Genomic DNA, 18,617 nt, shown 5'->3' on the forward strand with positions numbered 1-18,617 from the left:
ACAAAAAAAAGCCGGGCGCGAGGCCCGGCTTTTTCGTGTCGTGGCTTGGACGACTTAGAACTTCATACCGACGCCGAAAGTGACGCGATTGTCGGTCGACTTGACTTTGCCGATACCGTCGAAGTCCTTCCTGCCGAAGTCCGTGTAACGATACTCGACACGGCCGAACACATTGTCGGTGATCTTGATGTCGGTACCGACGCCGGCTGTCCAGCCGAACTGCGTGTTGGTGTCGCTTACGCCGGCAGCTTCAATCTTCTGGTTCTTCAGCGCGCCACCGGCGGTGCCGTAGAGCAGGATGTCCGGGCTGACGGCATAGCCGAGGCGGGCACGCAGCGAGCCCTCGAAGCCACCCTTGGCCTCGATGCCGGCATCGTCGCCCTTGACGCCGTTGTAGCCGATATCGGCTTCGGCACCGTAGACGAAGTTCTCCTGCTGCCAGTTATAGCCGCCGAAGACGCCGCCGACAAAACCCTTGGTGTCGACGTCGACGCCAATGTCTTTGGCTTTGGCATGGCCGGCGAAGCCGTAGCCGACGCTCACACCGGCATAGGGACCGGCCCAGGATGCGACCGGAAGTTCTGCAATCGGGGCAGGTGCCGGCGGCTCTTCCTGAACCACGTCCGCGGCATAGGCAGTTCCGCCGAGGGCGAACAGCCCAAACGCCACCGCCAGCGGTCGCGCAAATTTAAGATTGGCTTGCATTGTTCTTTACTCCTTAAGCCACAGGACACAGGCTTGTTTTTCATGAGCGCCCTCAACCCGTCCGGGGGATGAAACGGATCCGGCGTTCAACGGTTGCAAATGTCGTGTCGAAATGCGGCTGAAGCGAACCTGAACTTGGGTCATTCCCTGGCACGAATGAGGCAGAACCTTGACGTTGCATCTTCGCAACAGCGAATGTCAGCAGGTTCGCCGTGCTGCACTGCACACGGCTTGGTATAAGGGCTCCAGCGCCCTATATTGCGGACGGGCTGGCCCGAATTCCGGTCGAACCAGAACGCCCACCGGCCACTTTGCCACAATCTTGCCCCAGGTGGAAATGGGATTTAACGCTTGGCGGGCCATAATTTGCCGGCGCTATCCCGGCAGGTTGGAATCGGCATCGGATTAAGGATTGACAGATGAGCAAGGTCGCCGCGACGGCACTGGTGACGGGCGGGGCGAGGCGGATCGGCAGGGCGATCGTCGAAGATCTTGCCGGGCATGGTTTTGCCGTCGCCATTCACTGCAATCGCTCGCTGGCCGAGGCGGAGGCACTGGCGGCCGAAATCAACAGTGGTCATTTTGGTCGACATGGCCGGGCCGCAGTGTTTGCTGCCGACCTGACCGACATGAACGCGGTCGGCGACCTAGTCGGCCGCGCGGCGGCGGCGCTCGGGCCGGTGTCGCTGTTGGTCAACAACGCCTCGCTGTTCGAGCACGACAGTGTTGAGGATTTCGACTGGCCGGCCTGGGATCGCCATTTCGCCGTGCATGTCAAGGCGCCGGCGCTGTTGACGCAGACTTTCGCCCGGGCTTTGCCGCAGGACAGTGAGGGGCTGATCGTCAACATGATCGACCAGCGCGTCTGGCGCCCGACGCCGCGTTATTTTTCCTATGCGCTGTCGAAGTCGACATTGTGGGCGGCGACCGAGATGATGGCGCAGGCGCTGGGTCCCCGCATCCGCGTCAACGCCATTGGTCCTGGCCCGACCTTGAAGAACACGCGCCAGCACGACAGCGATTTCGATGCCCAGATTGCCGGGCTGATCCTGAAACGCGGCCCGGAATTGCCGGAATTCGGTGCCACTATCCGTTATCTGTGGGCGGCACGCTCGGTCACCGGCCAGATGATTGCGCTTGACGGCGGCCAGCACCTTGCATGGCAGACGCCCGATGTGACAGGCATGGCGGAATGAGCCCCATGGACCAGAAACAAAAAACGCGCGGTGGCGCCGACGACCTGCCGCCCGAAATCGACCTCGAGGACGAGGCGGCCGAAGAGGTCGTCGAGCCTGCGGCCGGCGGTCCGGACGTCACCTTCACCGCCATCGACTGGACCCCGCATGCCGGCGACGCCGACGGCATGGTCGGCGCCGAGGTGATCCAGACGCTGGTCAAGCGGCTGCCCAATGCGCCCGGCGTCTACCGCATGATGAATGCCAACGGCGACGTGCTCTATGTCGGCAAGGCACGCAGCCTGAAGAAGCGGGTCACCAGCTACGCGCAAGGCCGGTTCCACACCAGCCGCATCGGCCGCATGGTGCGCGAGACGTCGACGATGGAGTTCGTCGTCACCCGCACCGAGATCGAAGCGCTGCTGCTTGAAGCCAACCTCATCAAGCGCTTGCGGCCACGCTTCAACGTGCTGATGCGCGACGACAAGTCGTTCCCCTATATCTTGTTGACCGGCGATCATATCTCGCCCGGTATCTACAAGCATCGCGGCGCGCGCTCGCGCAAGGGAGACTATTTCGGCCCGTTCGCCTCGGCCGGCGCCGTCGGCCGTACCATCAACTCGCTGCAGCGCGCCTTCCTGCTCAGGAGCTGCACCGACTCCTTCTATGAGAACCGCACCCGGCCTTGCCTTTTGTTCCAGATCAAGCGCTGCGCCGGCCCATGCACCGGCGAAATCTCGCATGGCGATTATGCAAGGCTTGTCGCCGAGGCGAAGGATTTCCTTTCCGGCCGCAGCCAGAAGGTGAAGACGGAGATCTCCGCCGCTATGCAGCAGGCTTCGGAGAACCTCGATTTCGAACGCGCCGCCATCTATCGCGACCGGCTGGCGGCGCTGTCGCATGTGCAGAGCCATCAAGGCATCAATCCGCAGACCGTCGACGAGGCCGATGTCTTCGCCATCCATCAGGAGGGCGGCCAGGTCTGCATCCAGGTGTTCTTCTTCCGCACCGGCCAGAACTGGGGCAACCGCGCCTATTTTCCCAAGGCCGATCCGGCGCTCGAAGCCGGCGAGGTGCTGGGATCGTTCCTGGCGCAGTTCTACGACGACAAGCCGACGCCGCGCACCATCCTGTTGTCGCATGGCGTCGAGGACCAGGAATTGCTGGCGGAGGCGCTCTCCACCCGGGCCGGCCGCAAGGTGTCGATCTCGGTGCCGCAGCGCGGCGAGAAAAAGGACCTGACCGACAATGCGCTGCAGAATGCGCGCGAAGCGCTCGGCCGGCGGCTGGCCGAAACCTCGACTCAGGCGCGGCTGCTCACTGGCTTTGCCGAGACCTTCGGCCTGGAAAAGCCGCCGGTGCGCATCGAGGTCTATGACAACTCGCACATCATGGGAACCAACGCCGTCGGCGCCATGGTCGTCGCCGGGCCGGAAGGGTTTGTGAAGAACCAGTATCGAAAGTTTAACATCCGCTCGACCGACATCACGCCGGGCGACGATTTCGGCATGATGCGCGAGGTGATGCAGCGGCGCTTCTCGCGGCTGTTGAAGGAACATGGCGATGCCCCGCAAACCGAGGGCGCGGGCGAGGCAAGCCCTACCGGACCGGGCGACGATATCGAGGACGCGGGCGGCTTCCCCGCCTGGCCCGACGTCATCCTCATCGACGGCGGCCAGGGCCAGATGACGGCGGTGCGCAAGATCCTGGCCGATCTCGGCATCGAGGATCGCGTTGTCGCCATCGGCATCGCCAAGGGTCAGGACCGCGATGCCGGCCGCGAACGCTTCTTCGTCAAGGGCAGGGCCCCATTCTCGCTGCCCGTTCGCGATCCGGTGCTCTATTTCGTCCAGCGGCTGCGCGACGAGGTCCATCGCTTCGCCATCGGTTCGCACCGCGCCCGCCGCAAGAAGGAGATGGTCAAGAGCCCGCTCGACGAGATCAGCGGCATCGGACCCGGCCGCAAGCGCGCGCTGCTGATGCATTTCGGTACGGCCAAGGCGGTCAGCCGTGCCGCCGTCGAGGACTTGGTCAAGGTCGACGGCATTTCCGAACAGGTGGCGAAACTGGTCTACAATCATTTTCACGAGAGCTAAGACTTATTGCCGATATTTCGGCTGGCTAATCGATTCTGGCCTGTTGACCCCCCACATTCGCTTCTGATTTGACTAAGCAGGCAGAAAGAGTTCCCAAAACATGTCCCAGCGCGCGTTCAACCTGCCCAACATGCTCACTTACGCCCGCATCCTGGCGGTGCCGCTGGTGGTGCTGTGCTTCTTCCTGGAGGGGCATCTGAAATCGAGCGACTTCGCGCGCTGGTCGGCGCTCATCATTTTCCTGCTCGCCTCGATCACCGATTACTTCGACGGCTATCTGGCGCGCGCCTGGCAGCAGACCTCCAACATCGGCAAGATGCTCGACCCGATCGCCGACAAGCTGCTGGTCGCCACTTGCCTGCTGCTGCTTGCCGCCGACACCGATCGCCATGCCGGCATCGCCGGCTGGTCGCTGTGGGCGGCGATCATCATCCTGTGCCGCGAGATCCTGGTCTCGGGCCTGCGCGAATATCTGGCGGCTTTGAAGGTCTCGGTGCCGGTGACGCAGCTCGCCAAATGGAAGACCACCATCCAGATGATCGCCATCGCCTTCCTGCTTGCGGGCCCGGCCGGCGACAAGCTCTTTCCGCTGACCACCCAGACCGGGCTGGTGCTGCTGTGGATCGCCGCCCTGGTGACGCTCTACACTGGCTACGACTATTTCCGCGCCGGCCTCAAGCACATCATGGACGAGTAGCATGTCGACGAAGCTCATTTATTTCGCCTGGGTGCGCGAGCGGATCGGCAGACCGGAAGAAGACGTCGAGTTGCCGGCCGCCATCGAAACGGTCGCCGACCTGTTGCGCTGGCTGAAATCGCGCGGCGAGGAATACGAGCACGCGCTGCAATATCCTGACGTGATCCGCGTCGCCATCAACCAGGAACATGTCGAGCACCGCGAAAAGATCGCCGGCGCGCGCGAGATCGCGCTGTTCCCGCCGATGACCGGTGGCTGAACCATGTCCGCGGTGGTGCCTGTCGTGCGCATCCAGGCGGAGGATTTCGACGTCGCCGCCGAGATCGCCAGGCTGACCAGGGGTCGCAACGACATCGGCGCTGTGGTGACCTTCTCCGGCCTTTGCCGCGACGAGCAAGGCAGGCTCTCCGCGCTCGAGCTCGAACATTATCCCGGAATGGCCGAAGCCGAGATATCCCGCATCGCCGGCGAGGCAATCGAGCGCTGGCCGCTGCAGGGGCTCACCGTCATCCATCGCCACGGCAAGATCGCGCCGGGCGAAAACATCGTGCTGGTGGTGTCCGCTTCCGCCCACCGGCAGGCGGCGTTCGACGCCGCGAATTTCCTGATGGATTATTTGAAATCACGGGCGCCGTTCTGGAAAAAGGAACACCATAGCGACGGTTCCGAAGGCGGCTGGGTCGACGCCAAGGAGGCCGACGACAAGGCGGCGAGCCGCTGGAAGCGAGACTGACCAGGCTTCCGCGAGCCCTCAACCTTTGTCAGTGCCGATCAGATGATCGAGCGAAATCCGGCCGGGTCCCCAGGCCATGATGCCAAGCGCCATCGCCGCCCAGGTAATGTGCAGCGGCCAGCCGTCCGGCACGGTGAACTCGATGACCAGCGTCATCAGCAGCAACCCGAATGCCGCCAGTCGCGTCGCCAGGCCGATAACAAGGAGAACTGGCAACACGAGCTCCGCTGACCCTGAAGCGAACGCCACCAGCGCAGGTGCCGGAAAATCATAAGGACCGCCCGGCAGATGCAATTTGAGTTCCGAGCTGAAAAGCAGCACTGCGACATCGTTCAACTGTAGAAAACCGTCCCATTTGTTGACGCCGGACCGCCAGAACGGGACAGCGAGGGCGCAGCGCAGGACAAGCTGCGTCAGCGATGGCGTCGCGATCGTGCGCAGGGCGGCATTTAGCCTTTCGACGAGAGCGGCGAACCCTCGCGGTTCGGTGCTCGCGTTCTGCCTATCGCTCATCGTGGTCACCTTTCCTGATGTGCAGTCGTGAAGGCTCCCGCTTCCAGCACGCCGGCAATGTTGGCGGAAAGCTCGAATTCGGCACTCTCCGCAAACGCCGCCGCGGCCGCGGCGCCGAGCGACTCGCCCGCGACCAGATGCGAGATAAATATTGCGCCGCCGGGTGGTAGGTGGCGGACGAAGACCTCTAGGCCGGGCCGCGTGACCAGCGCATCTTCAGCGCCCGTTGCCCGGATCGGCCCAACAGGACCGTCGTTCCGGTTTGCCGCGAAGACTGTGACTGCCGGGAACCGGGAGCGCGCGATCCGCGTCGCCGGATGCGGCCGCAGCACGGTGTCGGCAAGCCTCTCGCGAGGGATCGACGCCAGTGCCTCAGCCGACAGCGCCTTCGCGTCGGCGGCATGATAGGCATCGAGCCAGGCCCGCTCGATGCGCGCCACGTCGGCCAGCCACGGCATCGACTGCGCGTGTTCGTAGCGCTCGATGAAATCGGGAAAGTCGCGGCCATATTCGAATAGAAGCGGCGAGGTGGGTGGCGTTTCGCGGATGTGAAAGCGCGCCATCGCGCGAAAGAAATCCGGGCCGGTGATGCGCAGCGTCGCTGGAAAGCTGGCGGCCAGCGCATCGATCAGGCTGACCGTGACGTTGTTGCGGTAGACGGCATATCGCTTGATCGCAGCCTTCCCGTTCGGCCCCGAAACAGAGTCAGGCGGGGCACGGTCAGGATCGAGCAAACCGGCGGTGAATGCCGCGGCATAGTCAAACCGGCGGCCGAGATCGCCCGACTGGAGCTCATCCTGCGGCATGGGCTTTTCCGAAATAGTCGTCGGCATGACGGTCGAGGATGGCCTGGGCGGCGGCGGCTTCCGCCTTGAGCACCGGCCACTCGGGAATGTCGCTGTCCCATTCGATTAGCGTCGGCAGTGGCCCGCATCGGCCGATGACGATATCGAAGAGCTTCCAGACCGCGTCGGCAACCGGGCCGTCATGGCTGTCGATGAGCAGCAGGTCGCCCTCGTCGTCCTCCTGCCTGGCGTGCCCGGCCAGATGGATTTCGCCGACATGTTCGAGCGGGAAGTCCGCGAGATAAGAACGTGCCGAATAGCCGTGATTGGTGGCCGAAACGAAGACGTTGTTGACATCGAGCAGCAGGCCGCAGCCGCTACGCCGAACCAGCTCGCGGATGAAATCCGTCTCACTCATCGTCGATTCCGGAAAAAGCACATAGGTCGAAGGATTCTCGAGCAGGATCAGGCGGCCGATCGCGCCCTGGAGCTCATCGATGTGATCCGCCACGCGCGAAACCGTTGCCGGCGTGTAGGGCAGGGGAAGCAGGTCGTTATAATAGGTGGTGTCGTGGGTCGACCAGGCGAGATGCTCTGAAACGAGCGCCGGCTCGTAGCGGTCGACCAGCGCCTTGAAACGACCGAGATGCACCTTGTCGAGCGGCTGCGGGCCGCCGATCGACATGCAGACGCCATGCAGCGAGACGGGATAATTGCGGCGGATGCGGGCGAGCGCGTCGTGCGGCGCGCCGCCGGCGCCCATGTAGTTTTCCGCATGAACCTCGAAGAAGCCGCTTACGGGGCCGTCGCCGAGGATTGCGGATAGATGCTCATGCTTGAAACTGGTGCCGGCAAGGCCGGCGACCGGGTGCGCCGGAAAGCGCGAGGTCTTCGACGTGCGGGATGCTGGACGAGTCGGTTCGTTCATCGTCATCGCCGCTTTCCGGCATGGTGCATCGCTTACGACGGGACGTCGCGAGTCAGCTCGGTGGGTGAGCCCTTGCGGCCGCCGGGCAGGTCCATCGTCGTGCAGGTGCCGCCGTCGACGAACTTCCAGGCGTTGCCTTGGTAGTCGACGGTCGAGGTGCCTTGGCAGGTGGTCCCCGGGCCTGCCTTGCAGTCATTCTGTCCCTTCAAGGCGACGCCAAAGCACTTCTCCTTGCCAGCATCCATCGCTGCCTTGACCTGTGCCTCGGTCAGCGGCGCGGCCGTCGCAAAAGAAGCAAGAGCCGTGGCAACGGCGCTGGCCAGTAAGGCCGCGCTCACGGTTGATCTCGTTGACATGATTTCACCTCCGGTTGGGTTTCAGGCGCACTCTCCTCAGCGTGCATTGGTCAGTTCGGTCCGGACGCCCGCCGTGTTACCTCTGTTGGGAACACGAATTCGTGATCGTCTGAGGCTTGGCTGAGCGTGGACTGAACAGAGTTTGCGGAGCGGCCAAGAAGGCCGACGACAAGGCGGCGGGCCGCTGGAAGCGCCCGCCGTCCAAATAAATTCCTGGGACAGCCATGCCCATAGGCCGCCGGCCATTCATTGACCGCAATCCTGCGAAACCCTTGCCGGAAGGGGAGCAGGATCATGCTGGACAGGATCGCCGAGTTCTTCATCTTCGGACTGGTGCCGCTGGCCGTTGGCATACTTGCCGTTCCGGATCGTTCCGTGGCTGCCGAAAAGACCCTCAAGGGCGAGGTGATGTATCGCGAGCGCATCGCGCTGCCGCCCAATGCCGTGCTTTCCGTGCAGCTTGCAGACGTGTCGCTGGCCGACGCGCCGGCAGCAATCATCGGCGAGCGCAAGGTGGTGCCGGCCGGCCAGGTGCCGATCAAGTTCGAGATCAGCTTCGACCCGCGGGTGATCCGGCCTGATATGACCTACGCGCTGCAGGCGCGCATCACTGTCGATGACCGGCTGCTATTCGTCGCCGATACGCGCCATCAGGTCGACCCGCTCAGCGACGCGCCACAGACCATCATGCTGAAAATGGCGGCGCCGGGCGACGAGCCGGCGGCACCTTCCGTGTTCGGCCAAAGCTGGCTGGTCGAATATATCGACGGCATCGGCGTGATTGCCGAGCCGCGGGCGACATTCCGCATCAGCGAAGCCGGCAAGGCCGGCGGCAGCGGCCCTTGCAACGTCTATTTCGCCACCGCCAGGATAAACGGATCGACGATCGCAATCAGCGACATCGGCTCGACCTTTAAGGCCTGCGCGCCTCAGGTCATGGCCGAGGAAAAGGCGCTGTTCGAGGCGCTGGCCAAAGCAGCATCCTACCACGTAGACGCCGGCAAGCTTGTCATCGCCGACAAAGATGGCCGCGACATCCTGCGCTTCAATGCCGCGAGCTAGCGCTTAGTCCGCGCCGATTGGCCCGCGCGGCAGCCGCATGTCGATCACGATGTGTTTCAGCGGGAATAGGCCGGGCAGAGGGCGCGTTAGTTCCACATAAAATGGCGGGTAAGGCAAAAGGGACGTTTGTCCCTTCGTTGAAGCCGCCAGAATGGCTGCGGCTCGTTCTGGCCTTAACTCAAAGGAGTCCAGACATGAAAACGCACACGCTTATCCTTGCCGCCACCGGTGCATCGCTCCTTGCCTTTACCGGCCTTGCCAAGGCGGACGACCATCTTGTCAATGCTCTTGACCACGGTCTCAAAGCGGACAGCCAACCGTTCCAGACCAACAAGGCCGGCCATAGCGGCGATCTCGCACCGGGGCAGGGCAGCCCGTTTTCAGGTGAAGAGACCAAGACCCCGTCCACCGACACGGAGGCGGCGAATGAACATGCGAACGTGAAGGAACGCCAGGCGAAATAGACTGACAGAACCCGCCGCTAGGGGGCGGCGGGCGACATGTATCAGGCGACGATGCCGCATCTCACGCGATATTTCTCAATTCGTCGCGAGTTTGAATACCGCGCCATAGTGATAGGGCGGCACATCAACCAGCTCGGCGAGCTTGAACCCGCTCGCTTCCACCGACGCGGTGGTCTGTTCGGGCGACAGCCTCAGCTCGGTCTTTGGCCCGCGCGGCTCGCCCAGGACCGTGGTTTGCTCGCGCGGATACTGGTGCCAGTTGACGATGGCAAAACGACCGGCAGGGCCAAGCGTCGCGCGCACGGCGCGGGCAAGGCGCGGCCGGTCCGGAACGCCATGGAAAGCGTTGGCCATGAAAACGAAGTCGACGGTCTGAGGCACCAGCCCGGCAAGCTCATAGGCGTCGCCCGCCACAAACTCGCAATTGCCCGCGCCGCCTTTGGCCAACCGCCGCCTTGCGACTTCGAGCAGATCGGCATCGATGTCGATGGCGATTACATGACGGGCGACCCTGGCGATTGGCAGCGTGAACCAGCCGTCGCCGCAGCAGAGATCGACCACGTCCGTGCCGGGCTTCATGCCTACTGCCGCCAGGACGCTGGCGGGCTCGGGCCACAGCGATTCCCACCAGCCGCTGGTTGGCATTTCGGTGCCCTGGAAGAAGCCGGGAATGGCGCTGGTCATGGCCTTGTCGGCTCCCCAAAATCCTCATTGTCGGGACGGCGTTTGATCCGCCCTCCGAGCTTAACGCACCGGTGACCCGTCGAGGAGCCTGAAGCTGAAAATGTCCGCTACTGCATGTCGCGCAGCAGCGTGCAGCGGTTTTGCGATACCGACATGCACCAAAACAAGAACCTGAAGCGCATCGCATGAGACCGGTCGAACGCGACGGGCTTTGGCGAAAAAGGCCGGCGTTGCGCCGGCCTTTTTTGATGGGGTTCGGATGCCGGGCTTAGCCGACGATCTCGGTATCCGAGAACCAGTATTTGATCTCTTGCGCGGCGGTTTCCGGCGCATCGGAACCGTGCACGGAGTTCTCGCCGATCGACAGTGCGTGCAGCTTGCGGATCGTGCCTTCGGCGGCGCTTGCCGGATTGGTGGCGCCCATCACTTCGCGGTTCTTGGCAATGGCGTTCTCGCCTTCCAGTACCTGCACGACTGTCGGGCCCGACGACATGGATTCGACCAGCTCGCCGAAGAACGGACGTTCCTTGTGCACGGCATAGAAACCTTCCGCCTCGCGGCGGCTCATCCACACCCGGCGCGAAGCGACGACGCGCAGGCCGGCATCTTCCAGTATCTTGGTGATAGCGCCGGTGAGATTGCGACGGGTCGCGTCCGGCTTGATCATGGAAAAGGTGCGTTCGAGCGCCATGGGGTCGTCCTTGTGATGGAGAGTGGAATTGAGGGTGGCGGGCTCTATACAAGCCGCCCGCCGCCTTGCCAAGGGGAGGCCGGCGCAGCGCGCATTTCTGCGCTGGGGCGGCGGACTTTCAAGTCGAACCATGCCGCTGCTCATCTTTTTGTTGAGATCGGATTTTCCGACAACCGGTACCCACTTTGGATCCGGCCGACTGGCCGCCCTATAGCGCGTCGTCGTCAGCCTGACCCGACGTCGTCATAACTGCATCTCGATCGTCAGGTTGGCCGTGTCGCCAGCCCCGAGGCCTTCGCGGACCCGCACCGCGGTCTTGATCGGCAAGAGCAGGCTGCCGGATTTCTTGTCGGGAAACAGCGATGTCCGCCATCTGGTCTGGCCGATGACGGCCTCCACGCCAAGCGAGCCCCAGGGCCTTGCCATCCCAACCATCGCCGTCTTGATCCGGGCTCCAAGCTCCGGCGGCAGGGTCACGAAATGCCAGCCGCCCTTGCCCGGATAGACCCAGATCTCGGCCTGCATGTCGTAGCGAAACATTCTATGCACTTCCTCAGGTCAAGGCCTTCACGACCGGCTTTGCCATGGTGTCTTGCTGGCATGCTGACGATCGGCGAACCATCCATGATATCCACAGCCCTGCTGGGGAGGAGTCATTCTTCCCCGCAAGGAGGATGGCAGCGCTGCCATTCCACTACCGCCTTGTCACGATAGACGGCCGCCGCGTTTCCCAGCCTTCCCGTTCCAGTTCCGGCACGCTGTGGTTCTCGCTGGGGTAGCCGATGCAGAAGTAACCGATCAGTGTCCACTCCGGCGGCACGTCCAGGATCGTCGCCATCTCGGCCGGGTCGAGGATCGAGACCCAGCCCATGCCTATTCCCTCGGCGCGCGCCGCCAGCCACATCGTGTGGACCGCCATGACAGCGGAATAGTCTATGGTGGCTGGCATGGTCTGGCGGCCAAGCCCATGCCCTTGCTCGGTTGCGCGGTCGGCGAAAACCGCAAGCTGGCAGGGCGCCTCGTTCAGGCCGGCAAGTTTCAGGCGCCCATAGAGCGCGGCGCGTTCACCGCAAAAATTTGCGAGTGCCTCCGCGTTGCAGCGCTCGAAGCATGCCCTGACGGCGGCGCGGCATGTTTCGCTCTCGACGATGACGAAGCGCCAAGGTTGGCTCAGCCCGACGGACGGCGCGGCGCTGGCAAGCTCGAGCAGCCGCTCCAGCGCCCCTTCCGGGAGCAGCGTCGGCTTGAACCGCCTGACGTCGCGCCGCCACAGGAAGAGCTTGGCGAGCCCGGCGCGAAAGTCGGCCGGGAACTCTGGGTTTGCGGTCATGGCGCGCTGCCTTTGTTGTGGTTGCCCGGTTCGCCGGATTTTCGTCTTGTTTGCTTCGATCCGGGCAGTGATGCGGCGCCTCAAACCCCTTGATCAAAACGGATACTTTAGCCGAGGCCGGGCGACGTTGCCGTCATCTACGCCGTTGAACCTTGATCGGCAAACAAAACCCGCCTCGGCAAGCCGGGCGGGTCGTCGGTACGAATCAGCACCATACCCAAATTAGTAGCATAGCTGCCGGCACAAAGCAAGAACAAAATGTGGCGTTGCCGATGAAGCTGCCGAGCTCAACTTGCGAGAGGTGCGATCGCTGCCGGCGCGACCGTGCGGCCGAGGCCGCCATGCAGATCGAGGCATCGTTCGAACCATTGAGCCACGACATCGCTGTCGTCGAGCAGCCGGTAGGGCGTGGCGATACGCGCCCATTGCAGCGCGCCGAAAACGATGTAATCGGCAAATAGCGGCGACGGGCCGCCAATGAAGGGCTGATAGCCGAGCATCGAGCGGAGCGGCTCCAGCGAGGCGCGGAAGCCGGCGAGCCCGGCGTCGCGGGTGGCGTAAACCGCCTCCAAGCGCTTGCCGAAGCGCTGTTCGCGGTTCTGCCGGAAATAGGCGGCATTCGCCTCGTCCTGCATGGCATGCAGGTCCAGTAGCGCCGCGGTGGTGACGTAGGGATGGATGGTCAGCTGCGACCAGCGTTCGATGAAGCGCGCCGTCGCCTTACCGCCGTCGCCGGAAAACAATGTCGGCCGCTCGGGATAGGCCTCCTCGAGATAGAGCGCGATGGCGAAGGAATCGGCGACCACCGTCTCGCCGTCGCGGATCACCGGAACGAGCTTCGAGACGCCGCCTTCCACCTTCGGCACTTCGAGGAAACGGGTCGGCACGCTGGCGATGTCGAGTCCCTTGTGGGCCAGCGCCATCGCCGCCTTCCAGCAATGTGGGCTGAATGGGCGAGCGGCGTCGCGTCCAACAAGGTCGTAGAGCAGAATGGTCATTGGCGGCAGCGTCCTTGCAGTCTAACTATGGCCGAAACAGACCCGCGCGAAACAGGGTCCCGCAGGTCGAGAGAAGAATGAAACAGCATTTCAGGATGTTTGCGGCCTACAATCAATGGGCCAACGGCCGCATCTACGATGCCGCCGCCGATCTCGACGAGGAAGAGTTCGACCGCAATGTCGGCGTCTTCTTCGGTTCGATGATGGGAACGCTCAACCATCTCCTGGCAGCCGACCGTATCTGGATGAAACGCTTCACCGGCGAGGGCGACGCGCCGGCAAGGCTCGACACGATCTTGCACCGCGCCGTGCCAGGCTTGCGTCTGGCGCGCGAGGCCGAGGACAAACGGATCATCGACTGGGTCGACGGCCTGAGCGACAAGGCGCTGTCGGGCCGCTTCTCCTACATGACCGTCTCGGATATGCGCACCGTCTCCCAGCGGCTGGCGCCGGCGCTCGACCACTTCTTCAACCACCAGACCCACCACCGCGGCCAGGCACATGCGATCCTGACCATTCTGGGCAAGCCAAGCCTCGGACTGGACCTGACGATGTTCCAGCGCAGCGAGGAGGGCAGGGCTTTCGCCTGAACCTGGGGCGGCTGGTGAAGCGGACGGTGGATAGAGGACGATCCGCCGAGATTGCAAAACGCGCCAAAACATTTTATGGAGCGGACGGTCGTGAGGGCGGCCGCTCCAGCAGCATTCAGCAGCAACAGCGAGAATTGGCACGCATGCCCAATGAACCCTTGCGCCTTGTGGCGTTCTTCGCCGTGGTCTTGGCGCTTCTCAACTCCGGTTATTATTTCCACCAGGGCGACATTGTCGCGACCATCTATTTCATGATCGGCGCCATTCTTGTGACCGCGGTGACGCGGATGAGCATCAGAAGGCAGCTGATTTAGGACCGATCTTCTTATCTGGCCGCCATCTCGACGGCTGGTTCGCTTCGACTGCGATCGAATTGAAAGCAAAGTCTTAGGACTTCGTTTGTGCTGTTGCTTCAAGGTAGCCGGCTGAAGCAGGAGCAAAAGCATGCAGATCGATTTGTCCCCGACGAGCTGGGGCAGGGTCGTGGCGGTTACCGTTGCGGGCACGGCGGTCTGCATTGCAGCCGCATTCCTCGTCGATTCCTTCAATTTCCCATATTTGTCGCCGGAAGCGCTGTGGCGGGCGCAGCTGACCGACCTGCTGCTGCCGCTTATCCTGGCCAGCTCGTTCTTCTTTTTCCTGATGTGGAAAATGCGCCAGCTGGCGATCGCGCAAAAGGCACTGGCCGTCGTCGCGGCGACCGACAGCCTGACGGCGGTGTTCAACCGGGGTGCGTTTTCCATGCTCGTCGAGGCCTATCTCGAACAGGCCCGCAGCCATTCTGTCGTTAATGCCGGCGCCTTGCTGATCGTCGATGCCGACCATTTCAAATCCGTCAACGACCGCCTCGGCCACGACTGCGGAGACCAGGCGCTCAAGCTGATCGCCAAGACAATCCAGGGCCAGCTACGCGGCGCCGATATCGTCGGCCGGATCGGCGGCGAGGAATTTGCGGTTTTCCTTCCCGGCGCAGATCCTTCGCAGTCCTGGCTGGTGGCGGAGACAATTCGCCGACGCGTCCGTGAGGCGGAGTTCTCGCCTGGCGGCCGGCCCTGTCCTCTCTCGGTCAGCATCGGCGGCGTCGCCTTCAGCGGGCCGACCACCTACGCCGAGATGTTCGTGGTGGCGGACAAGCACCTTTACAAGGCCAAATCGAACGGCCGCGATCAGGTCAGTTTCGAACCCGCGGCAGCGGGCGACCCGCCGGGCGGCGGCCCGATGACGGTCCACTGATGGTCGTTTCGGTCAGGCGGCGTAGCCGCCGAGGCCCCGGGCGACCGGCTTGACCGAGACCGCCGGCTGGGCGGCCGGCCAGAGGATGCCTGCCGTCACGGCGAAGGTGATCAGGGCGTCGCGTGCCGCTTCGGCCGAGATCTCGCCGGCACGTGCCGCCTCGCAGGCCTTTACCGCGGCGCCATAGCTCAGCCGCCGGCGCGAAGGCGGGAACTCGGTCAGGAATTCGTGCATCTCGGAGAACGAAGCGATCGTACGCTTGTAGCCGGCGCCAACGGTTAGGGCAACCGGAGTGGAAAACGTCCTGTCGTGCATTCTGGCCTCTCGAATGGGCGGAGGTCACGGCGGACGCCGTTCTCCGGTCTGGGGGGTCGGGCAGAAACGCGGGTCACGGCGCGAGGTTCCATGTTGCCGGGATTGTTTTTTCGCTGGCTCCGGGAGCGGTCGCCGTGAGAGCGGCGCCAGCGGCGAGGCGGATGCCTATTTCCACATGCCACGCATGCGGGCGCCGAGGTCGACGCGCACCTGCGGCTGGCGGCGCGGATCGTCCGGGGCCTGGACGCTGGCCCAAGCCACCTGTTCGAAGGCGCCTAAGATCGAGCGCGGGATGAAGCGCGTGCGCGAGGCATAGACATAGCGGTCGCCGCGCGCCGCCTGGCCGTGGACGAAAAAGCGATGCGGCATGACCAGGTGCAGGCTGTCCTTGGCCCGCGTCATCGCCACGTAGAGCAGCCGCCGCTCCTCGTCGACGTCCTCCTTGCTGCCGACGCCGAGATCGATCGGGATGCAGCCGTCGACGGTGTTGAGCACGAAGACGTTCTTCCACTCCTGGCCCTTGGCCGAATGGATCGTCGACAGGATCAGATAATCCTCGTCGCGGTGCGGCGGGCCAGCCTCGTCGCTGGTCGCGTCAGGCGGATCGAGTGTCAGCTCGGTGAGGAAGCGCTCGCGCGACGCATAGCCGGAAGCGATCTGCTCGAGCTGCAGGAGATCGGCCCGGCGCGTCGTGGCATCCTCGTGGATGCGTTCCAGATGCGGCTCGTACCAGAGCCTGACCTGCTCGAGGTCGGCCGGCCATTTTTGCGTGCCGGCGCGCAGGCCGCAATAGAGCGCGACAAAGCCTGGCCAGTCGTCGGCGGCACGCTGCGGCGGCCGATAGCGGGCAAGCCCCATTGTCTCGTCGAGCGATGTCGCCATGGTCTCGACGATCGCATTGGCGGCCGAAGGGCCGATGCCCGGCAGAAGTTGCAGCACGCGAAAGCCGGCGACGCGGTCGCGCGGGTTTTCGGCAAAGCGCAGCACGGCCAGCAAGTCCTTGACGTGAGCTGCATCGAGAAATTTCAGCCCGCCGAACTTGACGAAGGGGATGTTGCGGCGCGTCAGCTCGATCTCCAGCGGGCCGCTATGGTGCGAGGCTCGAAACAGCACCGCCTGTGCTTTGAGAACGGTGCCGGCTTCGCGTTCGGTGAGTATCGCCTGGCAGACATAGCTCGCCTGCTCGGTCTCGTCGCGCACGCTCACCAGCTTCGGCTTGTCCGCCGATTTGCGCTCGGTCCAGAGATTTTTGGTGAAACGTTCCGACGCTTCGCCGATTACCGCATTGGCGGCCGCCAGGATCGTCTCGGTCGAGCGGTAGTTGCGCTCCAGCATGACGACTTCCGCCGGCTGTGCGAACTGCTTGGGAAAATCCAGGATATTGCGCACTTCCGCGGCGCGGAACGAATAGATCGACTGCGCGTCGTCGCCGACCACCGTCAGCCCCGATCCGTCGGGCTTGAGCGCCGTCAGGATCGATGCCTGCAGCCGGTTGGTGTCCTGGTATTCATCGACCAGCACATGATCGAAACGCGCACCCAGATGCGCGGCGATTTCCGGCTCGCCGGCCATCTGCGCCCAGTAGAGCAGCAGGTCGTCGTAATCGAGCACATTCTGCGCTTGCTTGGCCTCGACATATCTGGCGAATAATTGCTTCAGCTGTTCGGCCCAACCGGCGCACCACGGGAACACCGAACCCAACACCTCACCAAGCGGCGCCTGTGCGTTGACGGCGCGCGAATAGATCGCAAGGCAGGTGCCCTTGGTCGGGAAGCGGGCTTCGGTCTTCGAAAAACCCAACTCGTGGCGGGCGAGGTTCATCAGGTCGGCGGAATCCTCGCGGTCGTGGATGGTGAAGGCCGGATCGAGACCGATCTCCAGCGCGTAATCGCGCAGCAGCCTGGCGCCGATGCCGTGGAATGTGCCGGCCCAGCTCAGCGTATCGGTAATCACCGAGGCATCGCGCCCCAGCACCTCGCCGGCGATGCGCTCGACCCGTTTGGCCATTTCCGCTGCGGCACGGCGCGAAAATGTCATCAAGAGGATCCGCCGCGGGTCAGCACCCCTGACGATCAGATGCGCGACCCGGTGCGCCAGCGTGTTGGTCTTGCCGGAGCCGGCGCCGGCAATCACCAGCAACGGCCCGGCGATCTCGCCGTCGCCATGTTCGACGGCAAGCCGCTGCTCGGCGTTGAGCTTCTCCAGATAGGCCGGCTGGAAGGACGAATCACGGGCGGCGAGGTTCATCGCCCATCAAGCATCGTTTCTGCTTTGTTCGCAACGGTTTGCGGAGCCGGAACAGGGCCCGTGAACGAAGAAGCCCTGCGGGCAGGCCTGTCGACTAGCGCTCGGGCTCGACACCCATGCTTGCCGATTGCCGCCGCAGCGCCTCGCGATCGTCCTGTGGCGGCGGCAACAGCAGCGGATCGAAATCGTCGGGCACCTCGTCGATCACTTTCCTGGCGACGCGATAGGCAACATAAACGATTGCCCCGGCGATGAGCAGACGGATCATGCCTTCCTCCATTGATTGTGCAGCAACCGGAAACGCGGCATTTTGTTCCCCGGCTCCTCGGCGAATGCGGGAACGACACCGGCCGCGCAACCAAATCGCCGACGCCTCGTTGTCGGGCGAGAGGAGACTGCGATGAAAAAGCGCTCAATCCTGCTGCTTATGGCAGCTCTGACTGTTGCGGGTTGCGACAACAACATCCAGCCGACCAAGGCCCCTAGCGATACGGTCGAGCAGAATCCGCAGGTCGACAAGAATCCGGTGCCGAAATCGACGACCGGCGGCGATCAGCCCGGCACGCCGCCGAAACAATGACCGCCTCAAATGGAGTCGGCTCCGGTCAAGGAAGGTGGCCGGCGCCGCTTGGGAGGAAGCTGATGGCGCCGGCCAGGCGGAGATCAGGCCCGCCGCACATCCAAGGATAGCTGAGTCTTTCCGCAGCGTCATGGGCGATAGCGTACAGACGGCACGCCCCTGTGGACAAACCTGCCGGCCACAGCAGCGTTTGTTCATCACATAGTCCGTTCTTCCCATGGAACAAAGCGGGCTGCTGCGTGTTTGGGTGTCGATCGGACGCTCCCAAGGCCGCCGTTCACGAAAGGGCCCGCTCTCCTTGTCCCCCCTCAGGATAGCGGGTTCTTTTTTGCGTTTTGCGGGACGTTGCGGCGCGCGGGGTCGACGTCACCTGCTTGCCGGTTTTCGCACCTTTGCGGGGAACCGGGGCTCAAGGCCTTGCGAAGCATGGTTGTC

24 protein-coding genes are annotated in these 18,617 nt (G+C 63.5%); 11 read left to right on the forward strand and 13 right to left on the reverse strand.

The genetic code is table 11. The annotated features are described in order from the left end of the window. Positions 1-54: 54 nt before the first annotated feature. The gene (locus NKJ72_RS21300) at positions 55-705 is read right to left on the reverse strand and encodes an outer membrane protein (RefSeq protein ID WP_254820293.1); all 651 of its coding nucleotides are present in this window, start codon (positions 703-705) and stop codon (positions 55-57) included. Positions 706-1,124: 419 nt separating this feature from the next. On the opposite strand from NKJ72_RS21300, the gene NKJ72_RS21305 reads away from it, so the two are divergent. The 5 genes from NKJ72_RS21305 (at position 1,125) to NKJ72_RS21325 (ending at position 5,406) form a co-directional block, all read left to right on the forward strand. Then, positions 1,125-1,901, forward strand: a complete 777-nt coding sequence (locus NKJ72_RS21305) for an SDR family oxidoreductase (protein ID WP_352479253.1) — start codon at positions 1,125-1,127, stop codon at positions 1,899-1,901. Then, on the forward strand, positions 1,898-3,976 hold the full coding sequence (gene uvrC / locus NKJ72_RS21310; protein ID WP_352479254.1) for an excinuclease ABC subunit UvrC: 2,079 nt from the start codon (positions 1,898-1,900) through the stop codon (positions 3,974-3,976). Before NKJ72_RS21305 ends, uvrC begins: the two co-directional genes overlap by 4 nt. 100 nt (positions 3,977-4,076) lie before the next feature. Then, positions 4,077-4,673 carry a CDP-diacylglycerol--glycerol-3-phosphate 3-phosphatidyltransferase gene (pgsA, locus tag NKJ72_RS21315; protein ID WP_254820290.1) on the forward strand — a complete coding sequence of 199 codons (597 nt, stop codon included), beginning with the start codon at positions 4,077-4,079 and terminating at the stop codon, positions 4,671-4,673. 1 nt (position 4,674) lies between these two features. Further along, entirely contained in the window at positions 4,675-4,932 is a 258-nt protein-coding gene (gene moaD, locus NKJ72_RS21320; RefSeq protein ID WP_254820289.1) for a molybdopterin converting factor subunit 1, read from the forward strand. A 3-nt stretch (positions 4,933-4,935) separates the two neighbouring features. After that, positions 4,936-5,406: a molybdenum cofactor biosynthesis protein MoaE gene (locus tag NKJ72_RS21325; RefSeq protein ID WP_254820288.1), complete on the forward strand. Its 471-nt coding sequence runs from the start codon at positions 4,936-4,938 to the stop codon at positions 5,404-5,406. Between the two features lie 18 nt (positions 5,407-5,424). Here NKJ72_RS21325 and NKJ72_RS21330 read toward each other — a convergent pair whose 3' ends face one another. From NKJ72_RS21330 to NKJ72_RS21345, 4 genes are read right to left on the reverse strand one after another with little or no spacing between them, the layout of a single operon-like run. Beyond that, positions 5,425-5,919 carry a DoxX family protein gene (locus NKJ72_RS21330; RefSeq protein ID WP_352479255.1) on the reverse strand — a complete coding sequence of 165 codons (495 nt, stop codon included), beginning with the start codon at positions 5,917-5,919 and terminating at the stop codon, positions 5,425-5,427. A gap of 5 nt (positions 5,920-5,924) precedes the next feature. Then, a complete protein-coding gene (locus NKJ72_RS21335; protein WP_352479256.1) occupies positions 5,925-6,725 on the reverse strand; it encodes an HvfC/BufC family peptide modification chaperone in 801 nt (266 codons plus the stop codon). Further along, the gene (gene bufB, locus NKJ72_RS21340) at positions 6,712-7,638 is read right to left on the reverse strand and encodes an MNIO family bufferin maturase (protein ID WP_352479257.1); all 927 of its coding nucleotides are present in this window, start codon (positions 7,636-7,638) and stop codon (positions 6,712-6,714) included. The genes NKJ72_RS21335 and bufB overlap by 14 nt, the downstream gene beginning before the upstream one ends. A gap of 26 nt (positions 7,639-7,664) precedes the next feature. Beyond that, the gene (locus NKJ72_RS21345; RefSeq protein WP_352479258.1) at positions 7,665-7,988 is read right to left on the reverse strand and encodes a BufA1 family periplasmic bufferin-type metallophore; all 324 of its coding nucleotides are present in this window, start codon (positions 7,986-7,988) and stop codon (positions 7,665-7,667) included. Between the two features lie 294 nt (positions 7,989-8,282). Here NKJ72_RS21345 and NKJ72_RS21350 point away from each other — a divergent pair, with 294 nt between their 5' ends. Next, positions 8,283-9,050, forward strand: a complete 768-nt coding sequence (locus NKJ72_RS21350; RefSeq protein ID WP_352479259.1) for a YbaY family lipoprotein — start codon at positions 8,283-8,285, stop codon at positions 9,048-9,050. A gap of 194 nt (positions 9,051-9,244) precedes the next feature. Then, positions 9,245-9,514, forward strand: a complete 270-nt coding sequence (locus NKJ72_RS21355; RefSeq protein ID WP_254820285.1) for a hypothetical protein — start codon at positions 9,245-9,247, stop codon at positions 9,512-9,514. A 75-nt stretch (positions 9,515-9,589) separates the two neighbouring features. Here NKJ72_RS21355 and NKJ72_RS21360 read toward each other — a convergent pair whose 3' ends face one another. The 5 genes from NKJ72_RS21360 to NKJ72_RS21380 form a co-directional block, all read right to left on the reverse strand. Beyond that, on the reverse strand, positions 9,590-10,198 hold the full coding sequence (locus NKJ72_RS21360) for a class I SAM-dependent methyltransferase (RefSeq protein WP_352479260.1): 609 nt from the start codon (positions 10,196-10,198) through the stop codon (positions 9,590-9,592). Between the two features lie 268 nt (positions 10,199-10,466). After that, positions 10,467-10,889, reverse strand: a complete 423-nt coding sequence (gene ndk / locus NKJ72_RS21365; protein WP_023677669.1) for a nucleoside-diphosphate kinase — start codon at positions 10,887-10,889, stop codon at positions 10,467-10,469. Positions 10,890-11,132: 243 nt separating this feature from the next. Then, positions 11,133-11,429, reverse strand: coding sequence for a DUF1905 domain-containing protein (locus NKJ72_RS21370; protein ID WP_352479261.1), 297 nt, complete (start codon positions 11,427-11,429; stop codon positions 11,133-11,135). A 154-nt stretch (positions 11,430-11,583) separates the two neighbouring features. Beyond that, positions 11,584-12,219 (reverse strand): 5,6-dimethylbenzimidazole synthase, encoded by a 636-nt coding sequence (gene bluB / locus NKJ72_RS21375; RefSeq protein WP_352479262.1) that lies wholly within the window; start codon positions 12,217-12,219, stop codon positions 11,584-11,586. A 287-nt stretch (positions 12,220-12,506) separates the two neighbouring features. Further along, positions 12,507-13,217 (reverse strand): glutathione S-transferase family protein, encoded by a 711-nt coding sequence (locus tag NKJ72_RS21380; protein WP_352479263.1) that lies wholly within the window; start codon positions 13,215-13,217, stop codon positions 12,507-12,509. 77 nt (positions 13,218-13,294) lie between these two features. Here NKJ72_RS21380 and NKJ72_RS21385 point away from each other — a divergent pair, with 77 nt between their 5' ends. The 3 genes from NKJ72_RS21385 (at position 13,295) to NKJ72_RS21395 (ending at position 15,040) form a co-directional block, all read left to right on the forward strand. Further along, positions 13,295-13,807 (forward strand): DinB family protein, encoded by a 513-nt coding sequence (locus NKJ72_RS21385; protein ID WP_352479264.1) that lies wholly within the window; start codon positions 13,295-13,297, stop codon positions 13,805-13,807. Between the two features lie 14 nt (positions 13,808-13,821). Then, positions 13,822-14,121: a hypothetical protein gene (locus NKJ72_RS21390; protein ID WP_352479265.1), complete on the forward strand. Its 300-nt coding sequence runs from the start codon at positions 13,822-13,824 to the stop codon at positions 14,119-14,121. A gap of 130 nt (positions 14,122-14,251) precedes the next feature. Further along, positions 14,252-15,040: a GGDEF domain-containing protein gene (locus NKJ72_RS21395; RefSeq protein WP_254820278.1), complete on the forward strand. Its 789-nt coding sequence runs from the start codon at positions 14,252-14,254 to the stop codon at positions 15,038-15,040. 12 nt (positions 15,041-15,052) lie between these two features. Here NKJ72_RS21395 and NKJ72_RS21400 read toward each other — a convergent pair whose 3' ends face one another. The 3 genes from NKJ72_RS21400 to NKJ72_RS21410 form a co-directional block, all read right to left on the reverse strand. After that, positions 15,053-15,355 (reverse strand): DUF982 domain-containing protein, encoded by a 303-nt coding sequence (locus NKJ72_RS21400; protein ID WP_352452964.1) that lies wholly within the window; start codon positions 15,353-15,355, stop codon positions 15,053-15,055. Positions 15,356-15,520: 165 nt separating this feature from the next. Then, complete coding sequence (locus NKJ72_RS21405) at positions 15,521-17,602, reverse strand: ATP-dependent helicase (RefSeq protein ID WP_352479266.1); 2,082 nt, start codon at positions 17,600-17,602, stop codon at positions 15,521-15,523. A gap of 94 nt (positions 17,603-17,696) precedes the next feature. After that, a complete protein-coding gene (locus NKJ72_RS21410; RefSeq protein WP_254820276.1) occupies positions 17,697-17,870 on the reverse strand; it encodes a hypothetical protein in 174 nt (57 codons plus the stop codon). A gap of 132 nt (positions 17,871-18,002) precedes the next feature. On the opposite strand from NKJ72_RS21410, the gene NKJ72_RS21415 reads away from it, so the two are divergent. After that, positions 18,003-18,182 carry a hypothetical protein gene (locus tag NKJ72_RS21415; protein ID WP_352479267.1) on the forward strand — a complete coding sequence of 60 codons (180 nt, stop codon included), beginning with the start codon at positions 18,003-18,005 and terminating at the stop codon, positions 18,180-18,182. Positions 18,183-18,617 lie beyond the last annotated feature (435 nt).

The organism is Mesorhizobium sp. M0045 (assembly GCF_040323385.1).
In the GTDB taxonomy this organism is placed as follows: Bacteria; Pseudomonadota; Alphaproteobacteria; order Rhizobiales; family Rhizobiaceae; genus Mesorhizobium.